General features: G+C 59.1%; 18 protein-coding genes. 13 read left to right on the top strand and 5 right to left on the bottom strand.

Going from position 1 to position 24854, the window contains the following annotated elements:
• Window positions 1-33: 33 nt before the first annotated feature.
• Window positions 34-3459 (top strand): PD-(D/E)XK nuclease family protein, encoded by a 3426-nt coding sequence (locus Q0X47_RS01675; protein WP_297722070.1) that lies wholly within the window; start codon window positions 34-36, stop codon window positions 3457-3459.
• Complete coding sequence (locus Q0X47_RS01670; RefSeq protein WP_297722067.1) at window positions 3456-6998, top strand: ATP-dependent DNA helicase; 3543 nt, start codon at window positions 3456-3458, stop codon at window positions 6996-6998. Before Q0X47_RS01675 ends, Q0X47_RS01670 begins: the two co-directional genes overlap by 4 nt.
• 255 nt (window positions 6999-7253) lie before the next feature.
• Here the strand turns inward: Q0X47_RS01670 and Q0X47_RS01665 are convergent, their stop codons facing one another.
• Window positions 7254-8411 (bottom strand): macrolide 2'-phosphotransferase, encoded by a 1158-nt coding sequence (locus Q0X47_RS01665; protein WP_297722064.1) that lies wholly within the window; start codon window positions 8409-8411, stop codon window positions 7254-7256.
• A gap of 252 nt (window positions 8412-8663) precedes the next feature.
• Between Q0X47_RS01665 and Q0X47_RS01660 the strand changes: the two genes are divergently transcribed.
• From Q0X47_RS01660 to Q0X47_RS01630, 7 genes are read left to right on the top strand one after another with little or no spacing between them, the layout of a single operon-like run.
• Window positions 8664-9737: a CpaF family protein gene (locus Q0X47_RS01660; RefSeq protein ID WP_297722061.1), complete on the top strand. Its 1074-nt coding sequence runs from the start codon at window positions 8664-8666 to the stop codon at window positions 9735-9737.
• Window positions 9730-10617 carry a type II secretion system F family protein gene (locus tag Q0X47_RS01655; protein ID WP_297722058.1) on the top strand — a complete coding sequence of 296 codons (888 nt, stop codon included), beginning with the start codon at window positions 9730-9732 and terminating at the stop codon, window positions 10615-10617. Before Q0X47_RS01660 ends, Q0X47_RS01655 begins: the two co-directional genes overlap by 8 nt.
• Before the next feature lie 3 nt (window positions 10618-10620).
• A complete protein-coding gene (locus tag Q0X47_RS01650; RefSeq protein WP_297722055.1) occupies window positions 10621-11532 on the top strand; it encodes a type II secretion system F family protein in 912 nt (303 codons plus the stop codon).
• A 32-nt stretch (window positions 11533-11564) separates the two neighbouring features.
• Complete coding sequence (locus tag Q0X47_RS01645; protein WP_297722053.1) at window positions 11565-11750, top strand: hypothetical protein; 186 nt, start codon at window positions 11565-11567, stop codon at window positions 11748-11750.
• The gene (locus Q0X47_RS01640) at window positions 11734-12189 is read left to right on the top strand and encodes a TadE/TadG family type IV pilus assembly protein (RefSeq protein ID WP_297722051.1); all 456 of its coding nucleotides are present in this window, start codon (window positions 11734-11736) and stop codon (window positions 12187-12189) included. Before Q0X47_RS01645 ends, Q0X47_RS01640 begins: the two co-directional genes overlap by 17 nt.
• Window positions 12186-12650, top strand: coding sequence for a pilus assembly protein TadE (locus Q0X47_RS01635; RefSeq protein WP_297722049.1), 465 nt, complete (start codon window positions 12186-12188; stop codon window positions 12648-12650). Before Q0X47_RS01640 ends, Q0X47_RS01635 begins: the two co-directional genes overlap by 4 nt.
• Window positions 12640-13155 carry a pilus assembly protein TadG-related protein gene (locus tag Q0X47_RS01630; protein WP_297722047.1) on the top strand — a complete coding sequence of 172 codons (516 nt, stop codon included), beginning with the start codon at window positions 12640-12642 and terminating at the stop codon, window positions 13153-13155. Before Q0X47_RS01635 ends, Q0X47_RS01630 begins: the two co-directional genes overlap by 11 nt.
• Window positions 13156-13167: 12 nt before the next feature.
• On the opposite strand, the gene Q0X47_RS01625 is transcribed toward Q0X47_RS01630, so the two are convergent.
• The 4 genes from Q0X47_RS01625 to Q0X47_RS01610 form a co-directional block, all read right to left on the bottom strand.
• Window positions 13168-15882 (bottom strand): FtsX family ABC transporter permease, encoded by a 2715-nt coding sequence (locus Q0X47_RS01625; RefSeq protein WP_297722044.1) that lies wholly within the window; start codon window positions 15880-15882, stop codon window positions 13168-13170.
• 3 nt (window positions 15883-15885) lie between these two features.
• A complete protein-coding gene (locus Q0X47_RS01620; protein WP_297722041.1) occupies window positions 15886-16731 on the bottom strand; it encodes an ABC transporter ATP-binding protein in 846 nt (281 codons plus the stop codon).
• A 118-nt stretch (window positions 16732-16849) separates the two neighbouring features.
• Window positions 16850-17323 carry a MarR family winged helix-turn-helix transcriptional regulator gene (locus tag Q0X47_RS01615; RefSeq protein WP_297722038.1) on the bottom strand — a complete coding sequence of 158 codons (474 nt, stop codon included), beginning with the start codon at window positions 17321-17323 and terminating at the stop codon, window positions 16850-16852.
• Between the two features lie 189 nt (window positions 17324-17512).
• Complete coding sequence (locus tag Q0X47_RS01610; RefSeq protein WP_297722035.1) at window positions 17513-18493, bottom strand: hypothetical protein; 981 nt, start codon at window positions 18491-18493, stop codon at window positions 17513-17515.
• 119 nt (window positions 18494-18612) lie between these two features.
• Here Q0X47_RS01610 and rimP point away from each other — a divergent pair, with 119 nt between their 5' ends.
• From rimP to infB, 4 genes are all read left to right on the top strand, one after another.
• A complete protein-coding gene (gene rimP / locus Q0X47_RS01605) occupies window positions 18613-19140 on the top strand; it encodes a ribosome maturation factor RimP (RefSeq protein WP_297722033.1) in 528 nt (175 codons plus the stop codon).
• A 23-nt stretch (window positions 19141-19163) separates the two neighbouring features.
• Entirely contained in the window at window positions 19164-20150 is a 987-nt protein-coding gene (gene nusA, locus Q0X47_RS01600; RefSeq protein ID WP_297722030.1) for a transcription termination factor NusA, read from the top strand.
• 287 nt (window positions 20151-20437) lie between these two features.
• On the top strand, window positions 20438-21685 hold the full coding sequence (locus tag Q0X47_RS01595; RefSeq protein ID WP_297722026.1) for a cell wall-binding repeat-containing protein: 1248 nt from the start codon (window positions 20438-20440) through the stop codon (window positions 21683-21685).
• A 358-nt stretch (window positions 21686-22043) separates the two neighbouring features.
• On the top strand, window positions 22044-24812 hold the full coding sequence (gene infB / locus Q0X47_RS01590) for a translation initiation factor IF-2 (protein WP_169755895.1): 2769 nt from the start codon (window positions 22044-22046) through the stop codon (window positions 24810-24812).
• The last annotated feature ends 42 nt before the right edge of the window (window positions 24813-24854 follow it).

Genomic DNA, 24854 nt, shown 5'->3' with positions numbered 1-24854 from the left:
TTTCGTCTCCGGGGGGACTGGTACTCTCAAGGTATGGAGAGTTTCGATGAGTTAGCGAGTCAGGTTCGCCAGTCGCTTAATCACGGTGAATCTGTACTGTTGGCGGGGGTTCCAGCCAGTGGCAAAACCACGCTTTTAGCCCAGCTGCTGGTGGATAATCCCGAGATGCTGGTGTTGAGCGCGAATGCGGGTGCTGCCCGACGGTTGAGCGAGCGAGCCTTAGAGCTTCGCGCCCGCTCTGAGACTCCGGGTTGCCCTCTGGGCGTTAGCAAAGGTTTCGTGGCGGAAGTTTTTGCGCGTTTCAATCAATGGCGTAAAGCGGAGGGCCTGCCGGAGGTGCGACTGGCTACCGATGCTGAGGTTATGGTTCAAATCCAGGATTTCCTGGCCGAAATGCCCCTGGAGGAGGAACTACGCTCGGCTCTGGAAACCCAGGGATTCCGGCGTGATTTGGTGGACGGAATTTTCCGCGTTCGGGCTTTTGCTGGCGCCGCCTTCTCAGACCCCGCACCATCCCCGGTTCATCCGCTGGTGATCCGGCTCATTCAGGCCATGCAAACCGACCGGGAGGCGCAACGCCTGCAGGCTCGCCAATCTGCCTGGCCCCTGGACACGGCTTCCCTTTTCGAGGAATACCTTTTGGCAGTGAAAGCGGGAGCCCCGGTACCGGAACTGGTGGGGGTCGATGACCTGCAAAACCTCAACGGATTGATGATTGACATCCTCTCGCTTTGGGCGGCGCATGGGACCACCCTCGTGGCCTGTACCCTGCCCGAAACCTGCGTGAACACCTATCGCGGAGCCAGTCCGCACTTGTGCGAAAAACTGTGGGAACGATTGGGGAAAATTCCCGGCAAAACCGTCACCGAGATTCTGCTCAGCCGGGAACACGTCCCCGCACCGTTGAGCCGCTTGTGGCGCACTGCTGTAAATCGTCTGGGGGTACACGGCATCAGCGCACGATTGTGGAACGCGCAGGGGGAGCCGTCCCCGGATCCGGCACAGCCAGAACCAACCGCCGCCTCGGACTGCCCAGACCACGTTATTTTGGTGGAAAAACCCAACGACACGGCCCAATACCGTGAAATCGGGACGCTCCTGCAAGACGCCCACATTTTCTCTGACCACCCCCTGCAATACTCTCAGATGGCAGTTCTGACCAGGTCCTCCCTGGAAGCCCGCCAAGTTGCTGAAGTCTTGGAAAACATGGATATTCCGGTGGTGGTTCCGGGAGCCGCCGGTCAACTCAACGAAGGGCGTCTAACCCGCTGCCTGCTTCAGATGATGCAGGCCGTTTGCGTGGAAAACCCCGACCAGGTAGAGCTTTCGGACCTGGATTTGGCCGGATTGCTTTCCTCTGCCCTGGTGGGCTGGGACGTGTGGCGAATGCGGCGCATGGACACCTATCTGCACGACCTGACATTGCTGCCTCCGGGGGAAGTCGGGGATGGTGACCAGCGGTCCCCCTCCGCAATGGAATCCGGCAATGCCGCTGATGATGAGCAAAGCGCTTCCGACACAGTTGGAATCCTGCCTTACATCCGTCAGTTTTTACGTACGGTGATTTCCGGTCAGGATTTCTTTGGGCGCACCCTCGCTGAGATAACCGCCGAATTTCCTGATTCGAACCAGCTGGCAGACCTCGCACAGGCGCTCCGTTCGGGATGGCAGCAATGGAAAGCCGATTCAGGGTCGGTGCAGTTGTTGCTGTGGAAGCTTTGGGATGGTCTGGGACGCGCTGAACTTCTCCAGGCTCGAGCCCTGCAGCCCGGCTTGGTCCCCATGGTGCGTTCTACCCTCCAGATAGACCTGGATTTAGTGATGGACTTGTTCAAGGCGGCGGACTGGTTCGAGGCTCGAAATCCGGGCCAAACCGCGGCGGATTTCGCCCGGGGAATGCTGGCTCGCGATCTTCCAACCGGCACCGTCGCCCCGCACCATCTGGTACACGACGCGGTCACGGTCACGCCTGCCGCGGCCTCTGTCTCGCAGCATTGGCCCCTGGTGGCAGTAGCGGGACTGACTGACGGAAGCTGGCCGGCGATGCGTTGGCCGGGTTCAATCTTGGGTGCTTCCACGTTCGAGCTGGAAGATTGCGGCGACCCCGTAAACTCCAGCAGCGCCGGTTACCTGTGGAACTGGCAAAACGAGTACCGGCATTTCTTTACCGCCTTGACCCGTTGCACTGAACGTTTAATTTTGGGCACCACCGCTCAGGACGGAGTCGGACGTTCCACTTTCCTCACGCCGCTGGTGCAGACTTTACAGCTAGAGCCGAAACAGCATCGACCTTTGCCCACGAACCTGCGTGACTTCGTAGCCTACCTGCGCTCGGCCTGCTTGGGTGGGGAAACCAGTTGGGGAACTCCCACTATCGATGCTCCTACCGCCGCGGGTCTCTTGGCGAAACTGGCAGCGGGGGATTGTCCAGCCGCTCACCCGGACAATTGGATGGGTGCCTTGCCGATCAGCGGAACCAATCCCGAATCCACCAATCTAGAATCCACCGAAGTGCACATCTATGCCTCAGGGCTGGAACGTGCCTTGGAAAATCCTTTGGATAACGTGCTGAGCTGGTCCGGCTACTCTAACGATGAAGATGACCCGTATGCGGCTAATAAAGTCGGGAACATTGTTCACGCAGCCGCCGAGATCCTGGGACGCAGATACTGGTGGAAGGACCACGGGCCTCGAGATGACTTGGAATATGACCAAATCCTGACCGAACTACGCAACGAGGTGCGCAGTCTTCTGGGCCCCCTCTCCGGGGACACGTGGGTGGAATGGAACTTCCGGCGTCGAATCGAAACCTGCCTGGTGCCCCTGGCGACTTTCTTGGTCAATCATCAGTATCCCTCTCTTTTCGAGGTGCGTTATCCCGCTCGGTTGCAGGCCAGTTCCGGGGCCGGCGCCCTGGTGTACAACGCCCGAATTGACCGGGTGATGTTTGCGCATGGACGAGTCATCTTAATCGACTATAAGACCGGAGCTCTTACTAAATTCAGTGCCCCCCTGGTGGCGGGCAATCTGCAGTTAGCTCTCTACCAGGCAGCCTATAACGCCTCTGCGCTAGGCCAGCAGCAGCCCTGCGATCTGGCGGAAATTGTGGCCCTCCTGGTGCCGCCAAACTCGGACGAACCGCTGAACTCCGAAGTCATCGAAGAGCCGCGAGACCCCAAGATCTGGGTCCAAAAAGCCCTAGCTTCAGAAACGGAAACGATTACCCTCCCCAATCCGTTCTCCGCTGAACAACGGCAAATTCTCCTTGACCCGCTGGCCTGGCTGCGCGGTGAAGCCCCGGGAGCGCCCGATCCGGAAGCCATGCTGTTGAAAGACTATTTACAAGACCGTGTGGACTTAGCGGTGGCGGCGTTCAGCGGACCGAATTTGACACAAATCGAATCCCTAGGAGCTTGGGGTACTGGGAATAATCTCGGAGTGGAAGTGAGACAACGATGACTACATCTAAACCAGAGAAAGAACTGTTTTCTGCGGGTGAACTAGCTATTTTGACGGGGGCTAACCCGCCGACCGAGGAACAATCCGCGGTAATCACGGCTCCGCAGGGACAACTCCTGGTGGTCGCCGGGGCCGGCAGCGGGAAAACGGAAACCATCGCGAACCGGCTGGTTTATGGGGTCGTCAACGCGGGCATTGTTCCTGAAGCCATCCTGGGTTTGACCTTTACTCGCAAGGCTGCGGCAGAAATGGCAGCCCGTTTCGCGTTGCGTTTGGAACGTTTCGCGAGCCTCATGGAGTCGGTGCAAGACCGGCAGCAAACTGCTGAGGTCACCGCGGTGTTAAAAGCCGCAGACCTTGACCTTGACCAGCTGCGTCAGCGTTTCGAGGCCCTCGCCCAGCGGGGGATGACCTCGGAAATGCTGCGCCACCCGGTCAGTGTTTCAACCTACGATTCCTACGCGGGGACCCTTCTGACGGAATTCGGAAACCTGGTCGGGCGGGAATCGGGTTTCACCACCATCACCGACGCAGCCAGGTATCAAATCATGACTGACGTGGTGCAAAGCTGGACCGGAGCGCTGGGGACGAAACGCGAGGGTGAAAACACCGAAAACCTGATAAAGATCCTGCTGTCCCTGGCTAACGACACGAATTCGCATCTCGTAGATCTGGCTGAAATGAAACAGACCTACCGTTCCTATCTGTCTGTTGCCAAACACCTGCGTGATACTGAAGGTTCAGAGCTCAACGCGACAGCGTTACGCCATTTGAAAACTGCCCTCACCACTATGGAATTCGGGCGTAACGCCACAGACGTCATCCAGGCTTTCAATGAACGCAAACAGGAACTCATGATGGCAGACTTTTCTGACCAAACTCGGGAAACGGTCCGCTTGGTCGAACAACTGCCGGTTGTCGGGGACAGCCAGCGGGAACGATTCCAGCTGGTGTTCCTGGACGAATTCCAAGACACTTCCGTGGCTCAGATGCGTTTTCTTTCGGGAATTTTCCGCGATTGTGCGGTTACTGCGGTGGGCGATCCGAACCAAGCCATTTACGGTTGGCGGGGGGCTTCCGCGGCCTCTATGGAGGATTTCGGCACCATGTTTTGCTCGGATCCGCAACAGCTGCTCACTCGGACTTTGTCGACCTCGTGGCGCAACGATGAGGCCATCCTCAAAGTCGCTAACCGCATTTCTGCCGAACTGGCCACGGCCCCGTCCCCGGGCGCGAGGGGGAAAGGCCGGCGGGATCAGGGTCTCCAACCCGCAGTCAGTAAACCCCTGCGGGCACGGCCGGGGGCGAATCCCGGCATCGTCTACGGAATTCAAACATTGACCGATATCCAGCAAAGTCAAGCGGTGGTGAACTTTCTTCGGCTGTGGCAAGCCCAGCGGGTCAAGTTGCAAAGCGAGGGGATGCCTGCCGAAAAGCTGCCTACCGCCGCGGTGTTGTGCCGTGCAAAAAACGCTATTCCCGGCTTGGTTGAGGCACTGCGCCGAGCTGGAATCCCCTACCAAACCAGGGGGATGCAGGGTGTTTTGGAGGATCCGGGGGTGCGTTTGGTGCGAGCCGCTCTGGAGGTCACTGATAATCCTGAAAAAAGCGCCAGCCTGCTGATTTTGCTCGATCGATACCGATTGGGACTGAGCGATCTACAGGCGGTGGGGCAAAATCCGCACCGTTTCACCCCCTACCAGATAGTGATGGAGGGCGGGGCTCAAGTCTCAGCTGAGGCAGCCCTCCGCCTGGAAAAACTGCGCGGAATCCTCACGGAACTTAGGGAAAATGCCGTGTTCGCGACCCCTCTTGTGCTGGCGCGTTTGGCGCATCGACTGCTCGATTTGGATATTGAACAGCAGCTGCCCGGTTCCCCGTGCCATGCCGCGGCCTATGTCGAGTTCTTAAACCTGGTTCGCGATTTTGGGCAGACTCCCGGAGCGACGTTGAGCGGATTCCTCAACTGGCTGAGTGCCGGTGAAGATGAGGAAGCCAGCTTTGCTGACCTGGACTTTGAGGTTGATAATGCGGCGGTTCAGATTATCACCATGCACGCAGCAAAGGGCCTCGAATGGGATTGGGTGGCGGTTCCGAACCTGAACAAAAAGACTTTCCCCTCTACTAAAAGCAGCATCTGGGTCACGCAACGTGACGTGCTGCCCTATCCACTGCGCAGTGACCGGGCCCATCTGCCCGAGCTGGAACTAAAGACCCAAACCGTTTTGACCGCGAAAGGAAAAGTATCATCGAAAAAAGGTCTGTTGGAGTCGTACCAGGAAGAGGCTGGCCAATACACCCTGCGGGAAGAATCCCGATTGGCCTACGTGGCTTTCACCCGCGCTAAATCGCGGCTCTTGCTGGGGCACTGCTGGTTCGAACGGCAGAATAGGACAGAACGTTTGCCCAGCAAGTTTTTCCTGGTGGAACAGGACCCGCACCAGCACATCTTTACCGATGCTGAGGTATCGGGTGCCGTGGACGGGACGGAGGTGCAGGCCTCGGGGGGAAGCACGGCGGAAACCGAAAACCTGCTGACCCCGTTCAACGCTGAGACGTTTGCACAGGAAGCCACCCGATTGGGCATAGCACTCCCCAGTGTCGAATGGCCCGAGACCGAAGTCACCTCCATTCCTGAAAAAACTCAAAACCCAAATCAGGGCCGGTTCGATGCGGGCGTTTGGCCGGCACTGCCGTGGACCCAGACTCGCCAGGACTTCGCTCACGCGGTTGCAGCCACCGAGGCTGCCCTGGCCAGCGGCAAATTCGCAGACGGAATCAGCCAGGACGCCGCGGAAGAAACCGAGCGCCGCTTGGGTCAACTGCTGCACCAGCCGCAAACACGCCTGGGGACAGGCGATTTGCTGGGACGAATTTCTGCTACCGGGATGGCGCGTTTGGCGCAAGACAGCGAGGGATACCTGCTGCAGCGTCTGCGTCCCCTGCCGCAGGAACCCAGCGCGGCGGCCCGTTTGGGAACCTATATGCACGCTTGGATTGCCAGCCAGCTCGAAAACGAAGACGTGCTCATTTTTGATGCCGGAATGGAAAACGGATTCACCTCCGAACAGCGTAAGCTGCTGCACAAATGGCAGCAGCACTACGCTGACCTGGAACTGCTGCGGCGCCTGCGCCGTCCACGAGTCGAATTCAACGGTGAGCTTTATGTTGAAGAAGCGGGCGGTGCCGTGATTCCGCTGCGGATTGATGCACAGTTTGTCGAGGCACAAACCGGAAAAATCTGGATTCTGGACTGGAAAACCGGTCGGCGTCCGACCCCGGAAAACTATGCTCAATGGCTTCACCAGCTGGGCATCTATCGTCTCTACTGGCTGCAGGCTCATCCCCAGACACCCGCCGAGGACATCGTGTGCGCCTACGTGTTCCTCAATGAGGACAGTCCGGAGCGCCAACTGCTCACCCTCCGGGACATCCTCGATGAGCTGGGCATAGCCGAATACAGCCGAGACCTTTTGGTCAGTAACTTGACGGACCGTGGAAAGGAGGCGGACGAAGTCTTAGAAAAGTTTGGGTATTGAAGCCGTCGCCGGTTTGCCTAGGTTATGTGCAGCCCGAGCTTTGCGGAGGAATTTCGGGCTGGAAAACGGTGTTCGCCCCGGCGAGGCGCCGCCCCAGGTTATGTAGGGGTCTGTGGTTGAAGGCGGTGTCTGTCTCGGCCGTGTGCCGCCATAGGAGGGGGAGAAGGGCTGGTCGGAGCCGTGTGCCGGGCGGTTGCCCTAGGGCTCCCTGGTCGCCGCGGGAAACCTGAAACTTCTTGGTCTCAGGCGCCGGCCTCAGGCGCTATCCGGGGATGGCGAGGAAACCTCCGAGCTCGATTCTGAGGGAATTTCAGCGGTTATTTCCGAGGGAATTTCGGCAGTAATCTCCGCCGTAGTTTCTCTCGCCTCCGCATCGGTTTTGCTCGCTTCTGCGTCGCTCTCGCTCGCTGGCACGGCAATTCCGTTCGCTTCCGCGCTGTGGTCGGGGGCACTGGTGGTCTGCTCCTCATAGAGGGGACGGCCCGTTAGTGACAGGTCTCCGTCCAGCCGCTCCAGCTGCTCGTTCAATAAGTCTTGGGCATCGGCAATGATCGAGGCATTCCCCTGGTCAACTCCCCAATTGAGCCAATTGACCAGCGCCAGCTCGATATACAAGTCGGTACGTTGACGCAAGAACGGGTCTGCCCCCTCTGCGCGTCCCAAATGGTACGCGTCAAAGACTAGGTCCACGGCCTCGTCGGTCAGCTCCGAAGCCACCCAAGACAAATCCTGGGACGGGTCACCCACGCTGACCTCAGCAAAACCGGAAATCCCCAAAATCCGGGAATCCGCGACCAGGACGTGCTGGGGCTCCAGCGAACCGTGGACAAACGTGGGGTGGAAATGCCACCAGGCATCTTCGTCAAGAGCTTGTTCCCAACGAGCTTGCAGAACCGGGGGAACCAGACCGGTCGCGACCGCTCGGGAGAGGTTTTTGCGCAGGCCCGCACGAATGTCATCTACGCTGGGGGTGGGAAAGCCCACGTGAGCGACCAGGTTGGCGGGAATCTCGTGCAGAGCCGCGACGGCCTTGCCCAAGGCGCGCAGCAGGTCTGGATCCTCTGCCAGTTCGTTGAACTCCAACGGGTTGCCTGGCAATTGGCGATAAACAATAATAGAAGTTCCGTCTTTCGAGGTGGCTCTGCCCTCGATGCGGGGCACCTCAAAAGGAATCCGGTGCGCATCGCGGTAATTGGTCAGCATGGTCAAAATTTTTTGTTGCTTGTCCAAGGCCGCTTCCGCATCCGGATGCTTGGCTCCGATGATGCTCCACCGGGCTGAATGATTATCGAGGACGCCGACCCAGCGGAAATCGTTATCTTCGCCCAGCGGGGGGCACAATGACTCAACCTCAAGGTCTGGAACCGCTACGGTTGCCAAAGCCGCCAAGGTCAGGAAATCGGTATCGCTCATTTTTCAATTTTATGTCACCCCGGGAGCTAAACCGACAAACCGCTCCGGAAAGCCGGAAATCCGGTCATTAAAGCCTCTCTCCGGGTGGGACGGCGGACGCTACTGAGGGAGCCGCGTCGACTTTTGGCAAAGGTACGGCAAACCTCAGAAAAAGCTGAGTATTACATGAATGTAAGATGGGAATTTTCCTTTCGGGAACCGGGGTTTGGCGCTGTAGCAATAAAAAAAGCGCTTAAACTGACCGTAATTTTATTGGCTCTCAGACATGAGGGAGTTGTCAACTTGGGCTTGAGTTACGGGAAACTGCAGCCGCTGATGGATGATCCGGCGGTGGAAGAAATCTGGTTGAACAGCCCTTCCCAGGTTTTTTGTTCCCGCGACGGACAACCCCACCTGACCAACCTGTTGCTGGCCGAAGACGAGGTAGAAGCCCTGGTAGAGCGAATGTTGAGAGCATCGGGACGGCATCTGGATTTCGTCAATCCCTGCGTGGACGCCACCTTGGAAACCGGAGAACGTCTGCACGTCGTCATTCCGCCCGTGACAGCCACCTGGTCTATCAATATCCGTAAGCACAGTGCGAAAGCGGTGCGGGTGCGGGATCTGGTTCGGCTCAACATGATGCCCGCGTGGATGGCTCGTTTCCTGGCCGAAGCGGTGCGTATCGGCCTGAATATCGTGGTGGCCGGGCCGACCCAATCGGGGAAAACCACCACGGTTCGCGCCCTGTGTGGTGAGATCCCTCCTGACCAGCGCATCATCACTTGTGAGGAAGTGCTGGAACTGAATCTGAAAGCCCCGGACGCCGTGGCGATGCAAACCCGCAACGCCTCGATAGAAGGCCAAGGCGAGATTACTCTGCGGGATTTGGTTCGGGAAACTCTGCGGATGCGTCCCGACCGGCTGATTATCGGGGAGGTCCGCGGCGCCGAAAGCCTGGATATGCTCATCGCCCTGAACTGCGGAATCCCCGGCATGTCTACGATTCACGCCAACACCGCCCGCCAGGCGATTACGAAACTGTCGACCCTGCCGCTGCTGGCCGGGGAAAATGTGACCGCGGCATTCGTGGTGCCGACCGTAGCGGGAGCCATAGACCTGGTGGTGCAGCTGCGCGGAACCTGGCAAGGCAGCCGTGCGGTTACGGAAGTGTTGGCTTTGGACGGGACGCTGCGCGACGGTCAGGTTGTGGCGCACCCGCTGTACAGTGCGCCGCCCGATGGAGCCCAGCCAGCCAAGAATCCCGCGGATTTCGATTTTCTTTCCGCTTTCGGTTCTCGAGCCAGCCAGTTGGCGGCTATCTGGCGGGAGGCTCCCGATGACTAGCCCCCTGCTGACCCTGGCGGCAGCCCTCAGTGCGGCGCTCGGGATTTTCCTGGTGACGTTGAGCCCGAAACGGCATTCGACCCGCCGAGAAAGCTCCCTGAAACGCTATTGGGCACAAAAATGCGCCCGCTTCGACGACATCACCGCGGTGAGCGGAACACCCCTCGGGCTGGGACAGTTCCTGGCGATATCCCTGTTGGCGGGGTTGTCAGCAGGAATTGGCCTCGCCTTGATCACTGGGCTGGTGATGGTCGGGTGGTTGGCGGGGCTGCTGGCCGCGTATCTGCCATTTTTGGGGCTGCAGGGCAAACTGCATTCCGTGCAGGGTCAGCGCGGCAAAGCCTGGCCAAACCTGGTGGATAACCTGGTTTCCGGGGTACGAGCGGGGCTGAGTTTGGGCGAAACGCTCCTGGAAGTCGCCGCGCGAGCCCCGAAGTCGCTGCGAGTGCCTTTTGCGCACTTCGCGGCCGATTATCGGGCGGGCGGCAACCTCGACGCCTCCCTAAAAATCTTGAAACATGAACTGGCCGATCCAGTGGGGGATCGCATCGTGGAAGCGTTGCGTTTAGCTGCACAAGTGGGGGGCAACGACTTGGTGGTCCTGCTGGAGGATTTGGGGGCGATGCTCCGCGCGGAGGAACGCACCCGCGGGGAAGTGCTGGCACGCCAATCTTGGACCGTGACCGGGGCGCGCCTCGCTGCCGCCTCCCCGTGGATTATCCTGACGCTGCTGTTGAGTCGTCCGGGCACATTAGAGGTGTATTCCACCCCGGTAGGCTCCATGATTTTGCTGGTGGGGGCGCTAATTTCGGCGCTGGCCTACATCTTGATGCTGCGCTTGGGCCGCCTGGAAGTCAGCCCGCGCACGATGCGGGAGTAAACCGTGGAAGACCTTTTGACCTGGATGATCGGCGGCCTCGCTATCCTGGCTGGGAGTGGACTTATCGGGCTGTGCCTGGGTCCCTGGATTCGTCAAGGCGCCTTTCCGACCTGGCGAATCACCCCTTATGTTCAGGCTGACCTCATCGTCATGGCAGCCTACCGAGGAACCGGAGTGCGGGATACTCCGTTCGCCCATAACAGCCTAACCAGGTTTCTCACGTTTATCAGCCCCTCCAAAGATTCTGTCGAGCGCAGGTTGCAGTTGGCGGGTTTACCTCGGGACGTGCTCGGATTTCGTCGTTCCCAGCTGCGATGGGCCGTTTCCCTGGGGATAGTGGCGGCGGCATTGAGCCTCCTGGGGTTTTGGGGAAAAACCTTGCCGATACCTGGAGCCTTCGTGATGCTGACCTGTTTTGTGCTGGCGGGGCTGTTGATTCCCGATTACCGGCTCACGGGCGCGGCGCGGCGTCGCCAACTGCATTTGAATCAAGAACTGCCTGACGTTATCGAGCTGTTGGCGCTGGCAGTGGGAGCCGGGGAACCTCTCTACGGGGCTTTGCACCGCGTCTCTGCCCGCTGCACCGATGTCGCCGGTCAGGAGTTGGAAAAAATCTTGGCGGCGGCCGACAACGGAGATTCTCTGGCTCCCAGTTTGACCGCGGCTCGGGCCCGCAATGATTCCGAAATCCTCGCGCACCTCATAGATGCCATTGTTTCCGCGTTGGAACGCGGTTCTCCCTTGGCGGGCGTGCTGCGTTCCCAAGTGGCGGATTCACGAGCCGTGGCGCGAACCCAGTTGCTGACGGAGGGTGGAAAGAAAGAAGTCCTCATGATGGTGCCGGTCGTGTTCCTAATTTTGCCGCTCACCGTGGTTTTCGCACTCTATCCCGGCTTGGTGGCGCTGCAGCTGTAAAACGTCAAAATCACAATCGAAAGGATAAAAATATGCAAAAACTCCGCGCTTTGCGAAACTTTGTGTACACCCGCTTGCAAGCCGAAGACGGCGACGTTCCCGGCTGGGTGATGGTCACCCTAATGACCGCGGGGCTGGTGGTGGCACTCTCGGCGGTGGCCCTGCCGGCCTTGACGAATCTGTTTAACGATGCCATCGCCCATGTCTCGACCCTGTGAGTGCCGTGAGTCTCTGGCTCGGCGCGCCCGACAGCGCTGGTGGGGGGAATCCGGCTCGGAACCGGCCAGTTTCGCCCTCGTCATGCCGCTGGTGCTGATTCTGGTGCTGGGATTGCTGCAGCTGTCGCTGGCGCTGTGGGTCCACACGACTTTGATTGACGCGGCCGGGGCGGGGGCACACGCCGCAGCGCTGTCGGGTGCGCCCACGAGTGCCGCCGATGACACCGTGCGCGCTGCCCTCGCCTCGACTCTGGGCCCCGGCTATGTGCATACGGTCAGCGCCGAGCGTGTCACCGTAGCTACGCTGCAAGGTTCCTATTCCACCTCGGACCTGGAAGTGATGGAAGTGCAGGTGAAAGCCCCTATGCCGGTTATCGGCCTGTTTGGGGTGGGGGACTTGACCGCGGTGGGTCACGCGGTGATAGAGGAGGGGCCGTGAAGCGCCCGTGCAACCGGAAGTGGCCGAGGTTCGTTTCCCGCTTGGCTCGGGAAGAGTCCGGGGAGGCCACGTTGGAGTTTGTGGGTATCACCATGATGCTTTTGATTCCGCTGGTGTACCTGATTTTGGCTTTCTTTCAAGTTCAATCCGGCCTGTACGCAGCGGAGGCGGGGGCGGCCGGGGCGGCGCGTATCCTCACGCTACACCCCGAAACGGGGGTCAGTTCGGCCAGCTTGGCGGTGCAGCTAGCGGCCGCTGACCAGGGTTTACCGGCGGGACAGGCGCGCTACTCTCTGGATTGCGTGACCGGATTGTGTCCCGCGCCGGGTTCGCGCGGTATCGTCCGTGTTAATCTGCAAGTTCCCCTGCCGCTGGTGGGAACCATGCTGCAGGGTTCCTTTCCTGCCTCGTTGCCGCTGAGTGCGGAGCACCCGATTCAGTGGGGCGAGCATGGGGCTTAGGAAATGGCACAAGGGCGGTGCGTCGTCACATCGGTTTGTCGCCCGCTTCGACCGTCTCGGTGACGAGGACGGTCGCATCATGCTGTTGGGACTCGCCGCTTGTGTGCTGCTTTGTGTGATTATCCTGATGAGTATGGCGGTCTCCGGGGTGTATCTGGAACAGCGGCGCCTGCAGCGCTTGGCGGATCAAACCGCCTCTATGTCGGCGGCAAATATGGCGGATACGGCCTATTACCAAGATGGCATCGTGGACGGCGTCCCCCTGAAAATCGAACCCTATCACGCCTCAGAACGCGCTGCTGAATACCTATCAGGGGCGGCAATAGGCGCGAACTCTGGCCTGTTGGGAATTGACTTGGTTGACGTAGATGTGGCTTCGACCCGGGTGCAGGTGACTTTGCGGGCGACCGGGAAAATTCCTCTGGTGCTCCCACTCATCAGTCCCCTGACCCAGGTCGAACTCACCGCTACCGGAGCGGCTTCGCTGAAGTCCAGCTTCGGCTAGCCGCCCGCCTACTCAGTCGTGAGCCAGCGCCTCCACTGGCGTGACCCGCGCTGCTGCCCGCGCCGGGCCAATCGAAGCCAACAGCGCCACCACGATGGTCAGCGCCGCAGCCGCGATAGCTAACGGGGGTACCACAATGATTTGTGCGGAGGCGAGTTCCGTCACCGGCAGGGCATTGATGCCGGCTATCGCGTAACCCAGACCGGCTAATACGCCTACGACCAGGGCCCCGAGGGCCGTCAACAGTGCTTCGATGGCGAGCATTCCTTGCAAACGTCCTTTCGTCATGCCTAGAGCGCGCAGCATTCCATTTTCCCGCCGGCGTTCCATCACCGAGAGAGCCAAAGTGTTCGCCACCCCAACCAGCGCAACCAACACGGATACTCCCAGCATCGCGAAAGCACCCCACATCAACCCTTGTGCTATCTGGGTAAACATGGCTCGGTCGGGTGCGGAACCATTGATGTAGGCGTCCTGCTCGGAGGCGGCCGGAATATCCGAAGCGAGCTGCTCAATGTCAGAAAAGCTGCAATCCGGGGAAATCCGCATCAGCAGAACACGAGGCGCCAGCACCGTGGCATTACGCTCAAGTTCCTGGTCAGCATCGGTTTGTGCGGGACGGACCACCTGGGTGGAACTGGCCAGGCCAGCCAAATCCTGAGGGTTCACGGACACGAAATTTAGGCGAGTTTTCTCAGCCGTGAGTTTCAGCACCTTATCCCCGCTACGGACGGCATAAGGCTTGCCTACTTCCTCATCGCTCAACTGCGGGATTCCCACGTGGCCGGGCGTAATCACGGGAATGCGGCTGTGCGAAATGGCCGAGAAATCTTTAGATTCCAACAGCATTTCCTGAGTATACGCGTCGGGGTCACAAGGCTCGTTCGTTGCGGCAACGATACAGCCGCCGTTTTCGTCTTGGGTCAGTTTTTCCGGCTGAGACAATAATTGCCGGGTTTTTTCGTACTCGCCCCAGGGAACAGCGCTGCCCAGCAGCCCATTTACGGCGATGGTGTGTTCCAAACCGGAAGTGGATTTCACGTTGGCGATGGTGGATTGGCTCAGCGGTTCGTCCTCCGAAACGAGCTGCAGGTCTACCGGAGTATGTTCGTCGATGACTTTTTTGCCGGTAGCGTCTACCGAGGCCGCCCCGACCAGCAGCAGTACCATCAAGGTAATACCTAAGGTCAAGGCCGCGCCGGTAGCTCCGGTACGCCGCGGGTTACGCCCCGTATTCTCCGCCGCCAAACGCCACGTCACCGCCGCGGGGGAACTGAAAACGCCCAAAGCGGAAGTTACGTAGGGCAAAACGATGGAAGTCAGCAGGACCAGCCCCAGGAAGGAAATCATTCCGGCAAACATAGCTGTCAGGAAGAAGTTGGAGGTGTAGGTATCCATGTCTCCCTGCTCTGAGACGCTCGTCATCAACTGATGGTTTTGTACGGTGGCGTAGACCATGGTGGCGGTGCCGCCAAAGAACAGAATGGAACCAAAAATGGCGCGAACCGTCCGATGCTTGCGCCGCCGACTGAGCTTGTCCTCCGTCGCCAGAGCCTCAATCGGGGTGACCTGGGCGACCCGGCGAGACGGGGCAAATCCGGCCAGGAAAGAAATCATGGTACCACAGAGGAATCCCGCCAGCAGGCTTTGCCAGTTCAAAACGGTGAAAGCCTGGCCCCAAGTATCGGCGAGGTTGGCAATCCGGCACGCTATGGCCGAAAAAATCACGCCCGCCAATACTCCAATCATCGCAGAAACGGCGCCTACCAGTAACGTCTCGCGGGCCACCAGGGAACGGAGCTGACCGGAGGTAGCACCGACCGCCCGCAACAGAGCCAGTTGGCGCCGCCGGCGGGCAAACAGTACGTTGTAGGTCACCGACACGACAATAATGGCAGTAACGCCGGCGATGAGCGGGAACACCAAGGCCAACACGAGCAGGACGTCCTGTCCGCCCATCATGGTATCCACGGCTCGATCCAAGTATTGATCTGCAGTGAACACCTCATAGTAATCTGCGTCAGGAATGTGGGAAATCAACTCTTTCAGTTCGGCTTTGGCTGTGTCCAGGTGTGTGGAGCCGACCCCCGAAACCAGCAAGATGTCAGCCAAATAATCGTCCCCAGCCCAGGCTTTCACCAGGGAATCGGTAACGTAGCTGGTGGGGAACGCGCCGGGGCGGGCTTTATAGATACCGCTGACCTTGAGTGGCACCGTCTTGGTGTCATCGGTGGCAGGATCGTAGATTCCTGCGTTGAGGGTGTCCCCGACTTTGACCCCGAGGGTCTTGGCGTTGGACTGCTCGATACCGATTTCAGTTTCAGAGCTGGGGCGCTTTCCCTCAACGACCGAACTGGGGTCGAACACGGGATTGCCCAGCCCCAATACCGAGGCAGACACGGTTTTGCGATTTGCGGACAAATCCACGCTCATGGACGTGCGGGTCAGGATTTTCCACTCCGGGTGGGCCTTATGGGCTTGGTCCGCGACCTTTTGCAGGTAGTCCGGTTCGGGTCCCTCACCGTCGTAGGGAACCCCGTTGGGAGCCGTGACAATCAGGTCAGCGCCGGCAGCTTCCTCCGTAAGGTTGCGAGCCAAAGTCGTCTTGAGCCCGGCGGTCAACCCAAGGCAGGTCAGCAGGAACGCTACCGCTAGGGCAATCGCCAAGGCGGTAGCGGTGTAGCTTTTCACGTTTTTGCGCAAATCTGCGCGCAGAATTCCTTTCATCTCTCACGCCACCTTCGCGATGTCTGCAGGTTCGGGGTGATGCAAATCATGCACAATCATCCCGTCACGGACAATCAAGACCCGGTCCCCGGTCGTGGCGGCGTGCTGGTCGTGGGTGACCATCACCACGGTTTGCCCGAAGTTATCGACCGCGGCGCGCAGCAGGTTCAGGACTTCTGCAGAAGACGCCGTGTCCAGGTTTCCGGTCGGCTCGTCAGCGACCAGCATGGCGGGGCGGGACAGCAGGGCGCGGGCGACCGCGACGCGCTGCATCTGCCCGCCGGACAGCTCGTAGGGCTTGTGGTTCAGTCGGGTCGTGAGGTCCAGCCCGGTGACGATTTGGTCGAACCAGTGCCGATCTATCGGTTTATTCGCCAGGCGCAGCGGCAGTTCGATGTTGGCCCCCGCGCTCAAGGTGGGAACCAGGTTAAACGACTGGAACACGAACCCTACGTTGTCGCGGCGCCACAGAGTCAGCGGCTTGTCCTTCAGCTTTGTAATGTCCATACGGTTGACCGTGATGGAACCGGAAGTGACCGCGTCCAAACCGGCTAGGACGTGCAGCAACGTGGATTTACCGGAACCGGAGGGGCCCATGATGACCGTGAATTCGCGGGCGTTGATATCGACGTTAACTCCGCGCAGAGCCTCGACGCGCGTGCCTTTTTCCCCGTAAACCTTGGTGACATCTCGCAGCTCGGCTACCGGGACAGTCGGTAGGTTTGTCTCTGCATTGGTCACAAGGGGGGAGGGGGACGTTTCGGGGTCGGCAGAAGCTGACCCCTCTGGAGACGTCAAAGGAGCAAACGGCGTTTCGTCGGGTGCGGCGGGACTATTCGGGGAGGACATATTGATCACCTTTCGCTAGAGTTCTTAACTGAAATCCAGCGTAGCCAGCCCGAAACTAACAAGCTATGGGGGTTTACCCTGAAAAAACCCCGAGGCGTCCCTGAGGCGATTGCGGTCTCTAGAATTCCGGTTTTTCCAGGTGGGTACGCATACTGGACAGCACGCGGCGCATCGCGTTTAGATCCGGTTGCGAGACCCGACCGGCGAACAGTTCGCGCACGGCTTTCATCTGTACTTTCGCCGCAGCTTCGTAAGCGTTCAGCCCTTTGGTCGACAGGCAGGCATTGCGAGTGCGTTTATCCGCACCTTGGCACAGTCGATTCAGCCAGCCCTTTTTCTCCATCTCACCGAGGCGATAGTTCAATCGAGAGGGTGAAAACACCGTTTGTCTGGCGAGTTCCCCGAGCTGCAGCTTCTTTTCTGGAGCGTTGGCTAATGCCGTCAAAATTGAATATTGTGGCAGGTCGAAGCCGCACTCTTCCTTTAGGGCACAGTCAATCTCGAGGTTGAGCATCTGGGAGAACTTAAAGAAGTCGTCCCAGATTTCTTCGGGCGTGGCGTCCGGCGTGTCTTGGTAATCGGTGTGAGCCAACGGAAATAGCCTCTCGGAACTCAGAAAATCCTAACGGGTGTGAAGATATTGTGCTATAAACGGGGCAGTTTTCCAATCTCTTGCCTCGGTATTTGTAAAACGTTTAACTTTTCTTTAGATGTGGCCGGTACAAAACGCGCTGTGCCTCACTAGGGCGGGCAAACCGACCGTAACGCCCTTTTGCGCTGGTTAGGGCCATAGCTGCACGAAAATCTGGGAAGGAGGAACACCGAAACGGTTCTGCGACGCGACATCGCCTTTCGCCGCACTAATCCAGTGTTGACGCCGCGCCGAGAGGGTTGGGTCTGGCGATTTCTGCGGCGCTGCGCCGGCGGGCGAAATCATTCCGATAATCTCTAGGTGAGCCGCGAACGCGTCGGCATCAGCCTGATTGATGAGGCGGATCGCGTCCGGAGCTGTCTTAATCTGGGAAAAATCCAAAGCGTATTGGCCAGCACGCACGTCCTCGACGCCCCCGTCCACCAGCGACTGTACGTCCCAAGCCAGGGAATCCGCCCTTTGCAAAGCCCACTGCCGGTCATCCCCGCTGAGGTGCGCCGCCGCCACGTCCATACGGAAACGGGCAAAATCCAGGGCGGTCTGAGCCTCTTTAAGTTTCTGCAGGTTTTTCCGTTCAGTCAGCGGTGCGGTGGGGCCTTCCGGATTCGTGCCTGCCGGTTCGTCCACCGGCACCTTTGGCTCGGGGAGCTTGCTGCCCGCGGCCCCCGCCACGTGAGAGGCGTCAAGTTGTTGGGCGGCGCACAAGGCCGTGAGGAGTTGCGCGTCGTTAGCTTGGGGGGCACGGGCCCCCGCCTGGCAGGACGTAGCCGCTGTATCCACCAGGAGCTGCAGCAAGTCCGCCACGCTGTCCGGAGTCGGGGAAGGTTGCGGTCCGGGGTCGGCTCCCTCGGGTGTGCCCTGCGGCCACGGTTGCCAGACCCCGCCCAGGGCCGCTAGACGGGTCGCTGACAGGTCGCGTACCGTCCCGATTGTGGCCCGCACCCCGGGGGCTAGCGAGGCATCGTCAGCCATCTTTTCACTGCCGGCGTTGATGGCTGCTTCCGCGCGGGAAACGGCGGAAATCCCGGCTTGTCCGGCATCCAGTTCCGGCAGGGCGTCGGGGGGAGTATCGATGCGCAGCCCGCACCCAGCCAGCGCAACACCCGCCATAAGCCATAGACTTAGTTTCAGGAAACGGGACGGGGGTAAAAACATAGAACCATTGTTTCACAACCCCATCCCATTCACGCGCTCAGGCAACCCTGAGGGAACGAAAAAAGGGGAGACTATTGCAGATAAAAGCACAGGCACAACCGCATACGTCGGCAGACCCCGGTGTCGCCGCGATTATTCAGGTCGTCAGCCCGGTGGTGGACGCAGCCGGACTGTATCTGGAAAAAATTGCCGTCACCGGCCCGAAACATCAGCGGGTCGTGGCGCTGAGTTTGGATTTACCCGACGGTGACGCCGATTTGGGCAGCGCCCAGCTAGAGGAAGTCAGCCGCGCCATCGGCGCTGCCCTGGACGCAAGCGATCCGGTGCCGGGTGCATATACCCTTGAGATTTCCACGCTCGGGGCTGAACACGAGTTGACGAACCTGCGGCTGGCGCGCCGCGCCTTGGGTAAAGACGTGGAAGTGCGTATCGACGGGCAGGTTCGCACCGGAATCTTGACTGAGGTTACGGAAACCGGGCTGAGCGTAAATGATGACGGAGACGTTACGGTTTTTCCTTTTGAAGACATAGAATCGGTACGTACCGTCATCTTGTTTGGGAAGCCTCGGGGGTCCCAGCACAACGGACGAAAAAATAAATAGCGACAAATCAATACGGAGGAATTATGCAAATTGACATGTCTGCATTGCGCCTGGTGGAAGCCGAAAAAGGCATGGATATGAACTCGCTTATCGACACGGTCGAGCAAGCGCTTTTGAAGGCATACCGCAATCAGCCGGGTGCCGAAAAGGAACATTCACGGGTTGAGGTTGATCGCAAGACCGGCGAGGTGCGGGTTTTGGTCAAGGAGCTGGACGAGGACGGCAATGAGCTGGGCGAGTCCGAGATTACTCCCAAAGATTTTGGGCGCACCGCCGCTGCCACGGTGAAATCCGTGATTATTCAACGTTTCCAGGAGGAAGAAGATAAAGCTGTCCTCGGTGATTTTAAGGAACGCGTTGGGCAAGTCGTTTCCGGAGTGGTGACTTCCGGACGCGATCCGAAGCTGGTGACCGTGAATCTGGGGGATGTGGAAGGCATCATTCCGCCCGCGGAACAGGTTCCCGGCGAAAAATATCAGCACGGAGTGCGGCTGCGGATGTATGTTTTGGCGGCATCGCGCGGCTTGAAAGGCCCGCATATCGAACTGTCCCGCACCCATCCCGGCTTGGTGCAGGGCTTGTTTAGGCGCGAAGTTCCTGAGATCGAAAAGGAAGAAGTCGTCATCGAGTCCGTGGCTCGCGAGCCGGGGCACCGCACCAAGATTGCCGTGCGGGCGACCGAGAAAGGCATCAACGCCAAGGGGGCGTGCATCGGTCCGAACGGTTCTCGGGTCCGGGCGGTCATGAACGAGTTGAACGGAGAAAAAATCGACATCGTCGATTGGGCCGAAGATCCGACGGTTTACGTGGCCAATGCGTTGAGCCCCGCGAAAGTCATTTCGGTGCGGGTCATTGACGAGGCCAAACGGTTGGCGCGAGTGGTGGTCCCGGACTTCCAGCAGTCCCTGGCTATCGGCAAGGAGGGCCAAAACGCTCGCCTGGCTTCGCGCCTGACCGGTTGGGGTATTGACATCCATTCCGATACGGAAAATGGTGGCGCCCCAGCCTAGAGTTTGAGTCCCTGAGGCTTACACTCAGCCCTCCGAGGTGCTTCCTCGGGGGGCTGAGTTTTTCTGTTCACAAGGGGTGTCCCCGGCGTTTCCGGTGGGGAGCGGCGACGTGCGGAACCGCCCTTGTGAAGACATACCCCCAGGTGAGAGCCTTTGAAACCACCAAAATGGACACGGTTGTTACCAAACCGTTATAATCGGTGAGTCGCGGCGAAGGGTCGCGAAACGTCCGAAAAAACGAGGAGGGCATTTGGCTGGGTCAAATGAGCCGGCCGAATATTTGAGTTATGCGTATTACTAAACTGATGGCAAGTTCATTTGCAATCGCTGGAATCGGTGTAGCGGGGGTTGCCCCGATTGCCAATGCGGAAGACGAAAATTCCGCAACCATTACAAATCAAACTGTCAGTGCCAACGTTCGTTTGGCTGGTGTTGATCGTTATGAAACTTCTCAAGCTGTGTCCGCGGCGACAGCTCTGGAACCTGTATTAGTTAGCGATAAGTCGCCTGACGGGCTCATTGGTTCCCTGCAGGCCGCTAACGATGATAAATCCGCGGTCATGAGCCCGAATGCGCCCTCGCTGGGGGGTGCCAACCGTTACGAGTCGGCCGCGAAGGTCGCTCTGGAAGGCGAAGCGGATGCTCCCGTGGTTATCGCCAACGGTAATTCGCAGGTAGACATTTTGGCCGCCACGTCCTACGCGGCGAATCTGGAAGCGAACCTGTTGCTGTCGGAGCCCGAGCAGTTGGGCGAATCCAGCTCGGAGGCCCTGGCGAAGTTGAATCCCCAAAGCGTCACGATTATTGGGGGAACCGGGGTCGTGAGTGAGCAAACGAAAGCTCAGGTTGAACAACTGACCGGTAAGAACGCCGCGCGGCTAGCGGGAAATAACCGTTACACCACCGCGTTGGCGGCCGCTCAGGCTATGGGTTCGCAAAACTACCTGCTGGTCAACGGCAAGAATCCGGTAGACGCCCTGACTTTGGCGCCTTTGGCGAAGCAGAATAAAGCTTCGGTAGTGTTGGTTCAGACTTCCTGCGCGCCCCAAGCGGTGCTGGGAGCCTTGGCTGGTAAACATCTCACCGCTATCGGCGGTACCGGCGCTATTGCCGACAACTTTGCGGCGAAAACCTGTGAACAACAGGCGGCTGAACAAGCCGCTGCCGCCGCTGCCCAGGCAGCAGCTGAGAAAGCGGCACGAGAGGCCGCAGCTCGCGCGGCGAATCCGTGGGGTGCCGGCACCGCGCAGGGTATTGCCTACGATATGTTGGGCCAGTACGGTTGGGGACCGGATCAGATGCAGCCTTTGGTCAACCTGTGGAACCGAGAATCCGGGTGGCGCACGAATGCCGGACGCCGCGGCGGTCCTTACGGTATCCCGCAGGCTAATCCCGGCCGCAAGATGGCTTCCGCCGGGGCGGACTGGGCTACAAACCCGGCCACTCAAATCCGCTGGGGCTTGAGCTACATCAAGGGTCGCTACGGTAGCCCCGCTGCCGCCTGGGCGAAATTCTGTGCCCGCGGCTGGTATTGATTGAGAATCTGCCAATAACTTCGGGGTGGAGCCGTCATGGACGGTTCCACCCCAATGTTTTGGCTGGTGGTTTTGCACGGCTGGGGGCTCCGATTCAAATGCATAGAGAAAAGTCGGGTATAATCGGGAGCGTTGCTTTTCGCGGCTCCAACAGCCGCGTTTGAGTACATGAACTTATTGGCTGAGGACACCATGCGGCTGGTGGATTTCATTAATCCCCAGGCACTGTGTTCGCAATGACCTAGGAGCGGGTTGGAAGATGTTGGGCACCCGATGAGTACCCGATGAGTACCAACGATTAATCCATTCTCACCCTTCGCCGGGTGGAGTGGCGAAGGACAGGAGAAAAGTGGCACGAATGCGCGTGCACGAGCTTGCGAAAGAGCTCGGTATTGAATCCAAAGAAATGCTGGCGTATCTGAAAGACGCTGGAGAGTTCGTAAAATCTGCATCCTCCGTGGTGGAAAGCCCCGTAGTGAAGCGGATGATGGAACGCTTTGCAGAGGAAAAACTGGGCAAGTTCAGCCCGGAAGCCGCTGAGAAAGCCGAAAAAGCGACCGCGAAAGCGAAGAAGCCAGCTGTCAAGACGACTACAAAGAGTGAAACTGCGGATGCGGATCCTGCGGAAACAGAATCTTCATCACCCGCCAGTCCTGTTGAGCCAACGGCTCCAGAGACGGCGGTCACTCCGGATGACGCAACTCCAGAAACACCCGAAGCGCCGGAGACTCCCGCAGCCCCTCAACCGACCCCGGAGAAAACAGACTCGAGTCCCAGCCCTGCCAAACTGCAGGCGAAACCGAGTGCTCACCCTGATATTCCCAAGCCAGGAGCCGGGATTCCCAAGCCGGGCGCGCGTCCAGGCAACAACCCGTTCGCTTCTGCGCAGGGAATGCCACGTCCCGGTGGTACCAGTGGGATTAAAGCCAAGCCGGGTCCGCGCCGAGGGCGGCTGGGCAATAACCCGTTCGCTTCTGCGCAGGGAATGAGCCAAGGTATTCCCCGTCCCGGTCAGGGCGGCGGTCCGCGTCCCAAGCCGGGAGACCGCATGGGTTCCCCGCGCGGTGACTCCGGTCCCGCGGGTCGCGGTGGGCGTGGCGGGCGTGGTTCTCGCCCCAGCCCTGAAGCATTAGCAGGGGGCGGTTTTGGCGGCGCTCCGGCTTTTGGCGGTCCGCCTTCGCCACCTCGCGGTCGCGGTGGGCGCGGCTTTACCCAGGGCGCTTTCGGTCACGGCAAGTCCCGGAAAGGCAAGAGTCGTCGGGCTAAACGTCAGGAAATCGAAGAGCAAAATGCACCCGTCATTGGCGGTGTCACCGTCCCGAAAGGCAACGGTCAAGAGGTTCGGATTCGTTCCGGAGCGTCGGTTGCCGACTTTGCAGACAAGATTCACGTCAATCCTGCTGCGTTGGTGACGGTGCTGTTCCACATGGGCGAGATGGTCACTGCCAATCAGTCCTTGGACGAAGACACTTTCAAGCTGCTGGGAGCGGAACTCGGCTACGAGATTGAGGTGGTTTCACCGGAGGATGAGGACCGCGAACTGCTGGAATCCTTCGATATTGACCTAGAGGCAGAAGAACTCGATGACATCGAGGCAATGGAACCCCGACCCCCGGTGGTGACGGTGATGGGTCACGTCGACCACGGTAAGACCAAGCTGTTGGACGCCATCCGCAATACTGACGTGATTGATACCGAGTATGGCGGGATTACCCAGCACATTGGCGCTTACATGGTCACGTTGAAAAAGGCCGATAAGGGTCGCAAACTCACCTTTATTGATACGCCGGGTCACGAAGCCTTTACCGCGATGCGTGCCCGTGGTGCTCAGGTCACTGACATTGCGATTATTGTGGTCGCCGCTGATGACGGCGTGATGCCGCAGACCGTGGAGGCAATCAACCATGCCAAGGCTGCGAACGTGCCGATTGTGGTGGCAGTCAACAAGATTGATAAACCGACCGCTAACCCAGACAAGGTCAAAGCGCAGATGTCTGAATATGGGGTGCTGCCCGAAGAATACGGCGGTGACACCATGTTTGTGCCGATTTCAGCTAAGCAGCGGATGGGCATTGAGGACCTGCTGGATGCGGTGCTGTTGACTGCTGACGCAGTGCTGGATTTGCAAGCCAATCCGCACGCTCCCGCCCGCGGTGTCGCTATTGAAGCGAACTTGGACAAGGGACGCGGTACGGTTGCCACCATGCTGGTGCAGCGTGGTACTTTGCGCGTCGGTGACGCTATTGTGGCGGGAACTGCCTACGGTAGGGTGCGTGCCATGTTCAACGAACGTGGTCAAAATGTAGAAGAGGCCACCCCCTCCACACCGGTGCAGGTGCTGGGGCTAACCTCGGTGCCGCGAGCTGGTGATAACTTCCTGGTCGCTGAAGACGACCGGACAGCGCGCCAAATTGCGGACAAACGCGCTGCTGCGGAACGTGCAGCACTGCTGGCCAAGCGCCGCAAGCGCGTGACGCTGGAATCCTTCGACGAAGCCTTGAAGGCCGGCAAGGTCGACATGCTGAACTTGATTATCAAGGGCGACGTGTCCGGCTCGGTCGAAGCTCTGGAAGACTCCCTGCTAAAGATTGACGTGGGCGAGGAAGTCGGTTTGCGTATCATTCACCGCGGTGTCGGTGCGATTACCCAAAACGACGTCAACCTGGCTACCGTGGACAACGCCATCATTATCGGATTCAACGTACGTCCTGCCGAGCGCGTGGCGGAGTTGGCAGATAGCGAAGGCGTGGAGATGAAGTTCTATTCCGTCATCTACCAGGTCATTGAGGATGTCGAGAACTCCTTGAAGGGTATGCTAAAGCCGATTTATGAGGAACACGAACTCGGTACCGCCGAGATTCGCCAGGTCTTTAAGTCCTCCAAGTTCGGCAATATCGCGGGTTGCTTGATCAAGTCGGGCACTATCAAGCGTGGCGCCAAAGCCCGCTTGGTTCGCGATGGTGTGGTCGTCAACGGAGAGCTGGAGATTCATTCCTTGCGTCGCGAAAAGGACGATGTCACCGAGGTCCGCGAAGGCTTCGAGTGCGGTATCGGTCTGGAGTTTAAGGACATCCAGGTGGGCGACCGCATCGAGACGTGGGAAATGCGCGAAATCCCGCGCGACTAATATTCCTAATCAACCCGGTGTCCCGGTCGGGCTGCGGCGGTT

It is taken from the genome of uncultured Mobiluncus sp. (genome assembly GCF_947254095.1).
In the GTDB taxonomy this organism is placed as follows: Bacteria; Actinomycetota; Actinomycetes; order Actinomycetales; family Actinomycetaceae; genus Mobiluncus.
This window is presented reverse-complemented; position numbering and strand designations above follow the sequence as displayed.

Bases quoted from the DNA above. Each gene is read 5' to 3' on its own strand.
- Q0X47_RS01640 (WP_297722051.1), top strand. From the start codon at position 11,734: ATGTCTCGACCCTGTGAGTGCCGTGAGTCTCTGGCTCGGCGCGCCCGA.
- Q0X47_RS01630 (WP_297722047.1), top strand. From the start codon at position 12,640: ATGGGGCTTAGGAAATGGCACAAGGGCGGTGCGTCGTCACATCGGTTT.
- Q0X47_RS01645 (WP_297722053.1), top strand. From the start codon at position 11,565: ATGCAAAAACTCCGCGCTTTGCGAAACTTTGTGTACACCCGCTTGCAA.
- Q0X47_RS01665 (WP_297722064.1), bottom strand. From the start codon at position 8,411: ATGAGCGATACCGATTTCCTGACCTTGGCGGCTTTGGCAACCGTAGCG.
- infB (WP_169755895.1), top strand. From the start codon at position 22,044: ATGCGCGTGCACGAGCTTGCGAAAGAGCTCGGTATTGAATCCAAAGAA.
- Q0X47_RS01670 (WP_297722067.1), top strand. From the start codon at position 3,456: ATGACTACATCTAAACCAGAGAAAGAACTGTTTTCTGCGGGTGAACTA.
- Q0X47_RS01655 (WP_297722058.1), top strand. From the start codon at position 9,730: ATGACTAGCCCCCTGCTGACCCTGGCGGCAGCCCTCAGTGCGGCGCTC.
- Q0X47_RS01675 (WP_297722070.1), top strand. From the start codon at position 34: ATGGAGAGTTTCGATGAGTTAGCGAGTCAGGTTCGCCAGTCGCTTAAT.
- Q0X47_RS01625 (WP_297722044.1), bottom strand. From the start codon at position 15,882: ATGAAAGGAATTCTGCGCGCAGATTTGCGCAAAAACGTGAAAAGCTAC.
- Q0X47_RS01595 (WP_297722026.1), top strand. From the start codon at position 20,438: ATGCGTATTACTAAACTGATGGCAAGTTCATTTGCAATCGCTGGAATC.
- Q0X47_RS01620 (WP_297722041.1), bottom strand. From the start codon at position 16,731: ATGTCCTCCCCGAATAGTCCCGCCGCACCCGACGAAACGCCGTTTGCT.
- nusA (WP_297722030.1), top strand. From the start codon at position 19,164: ATGCAAATTGACATGTCTGCATTGCGCCTGGTGGAAGCCGAAAAAGGC.
- Q0X47_RS01610 (WP_297722035.1), bottom strand. From the start codon at position 18,493: ATGGCGGGTGTTGCGCTGGCTGGGTGCGGGCTGCGCATCGATACTCCC.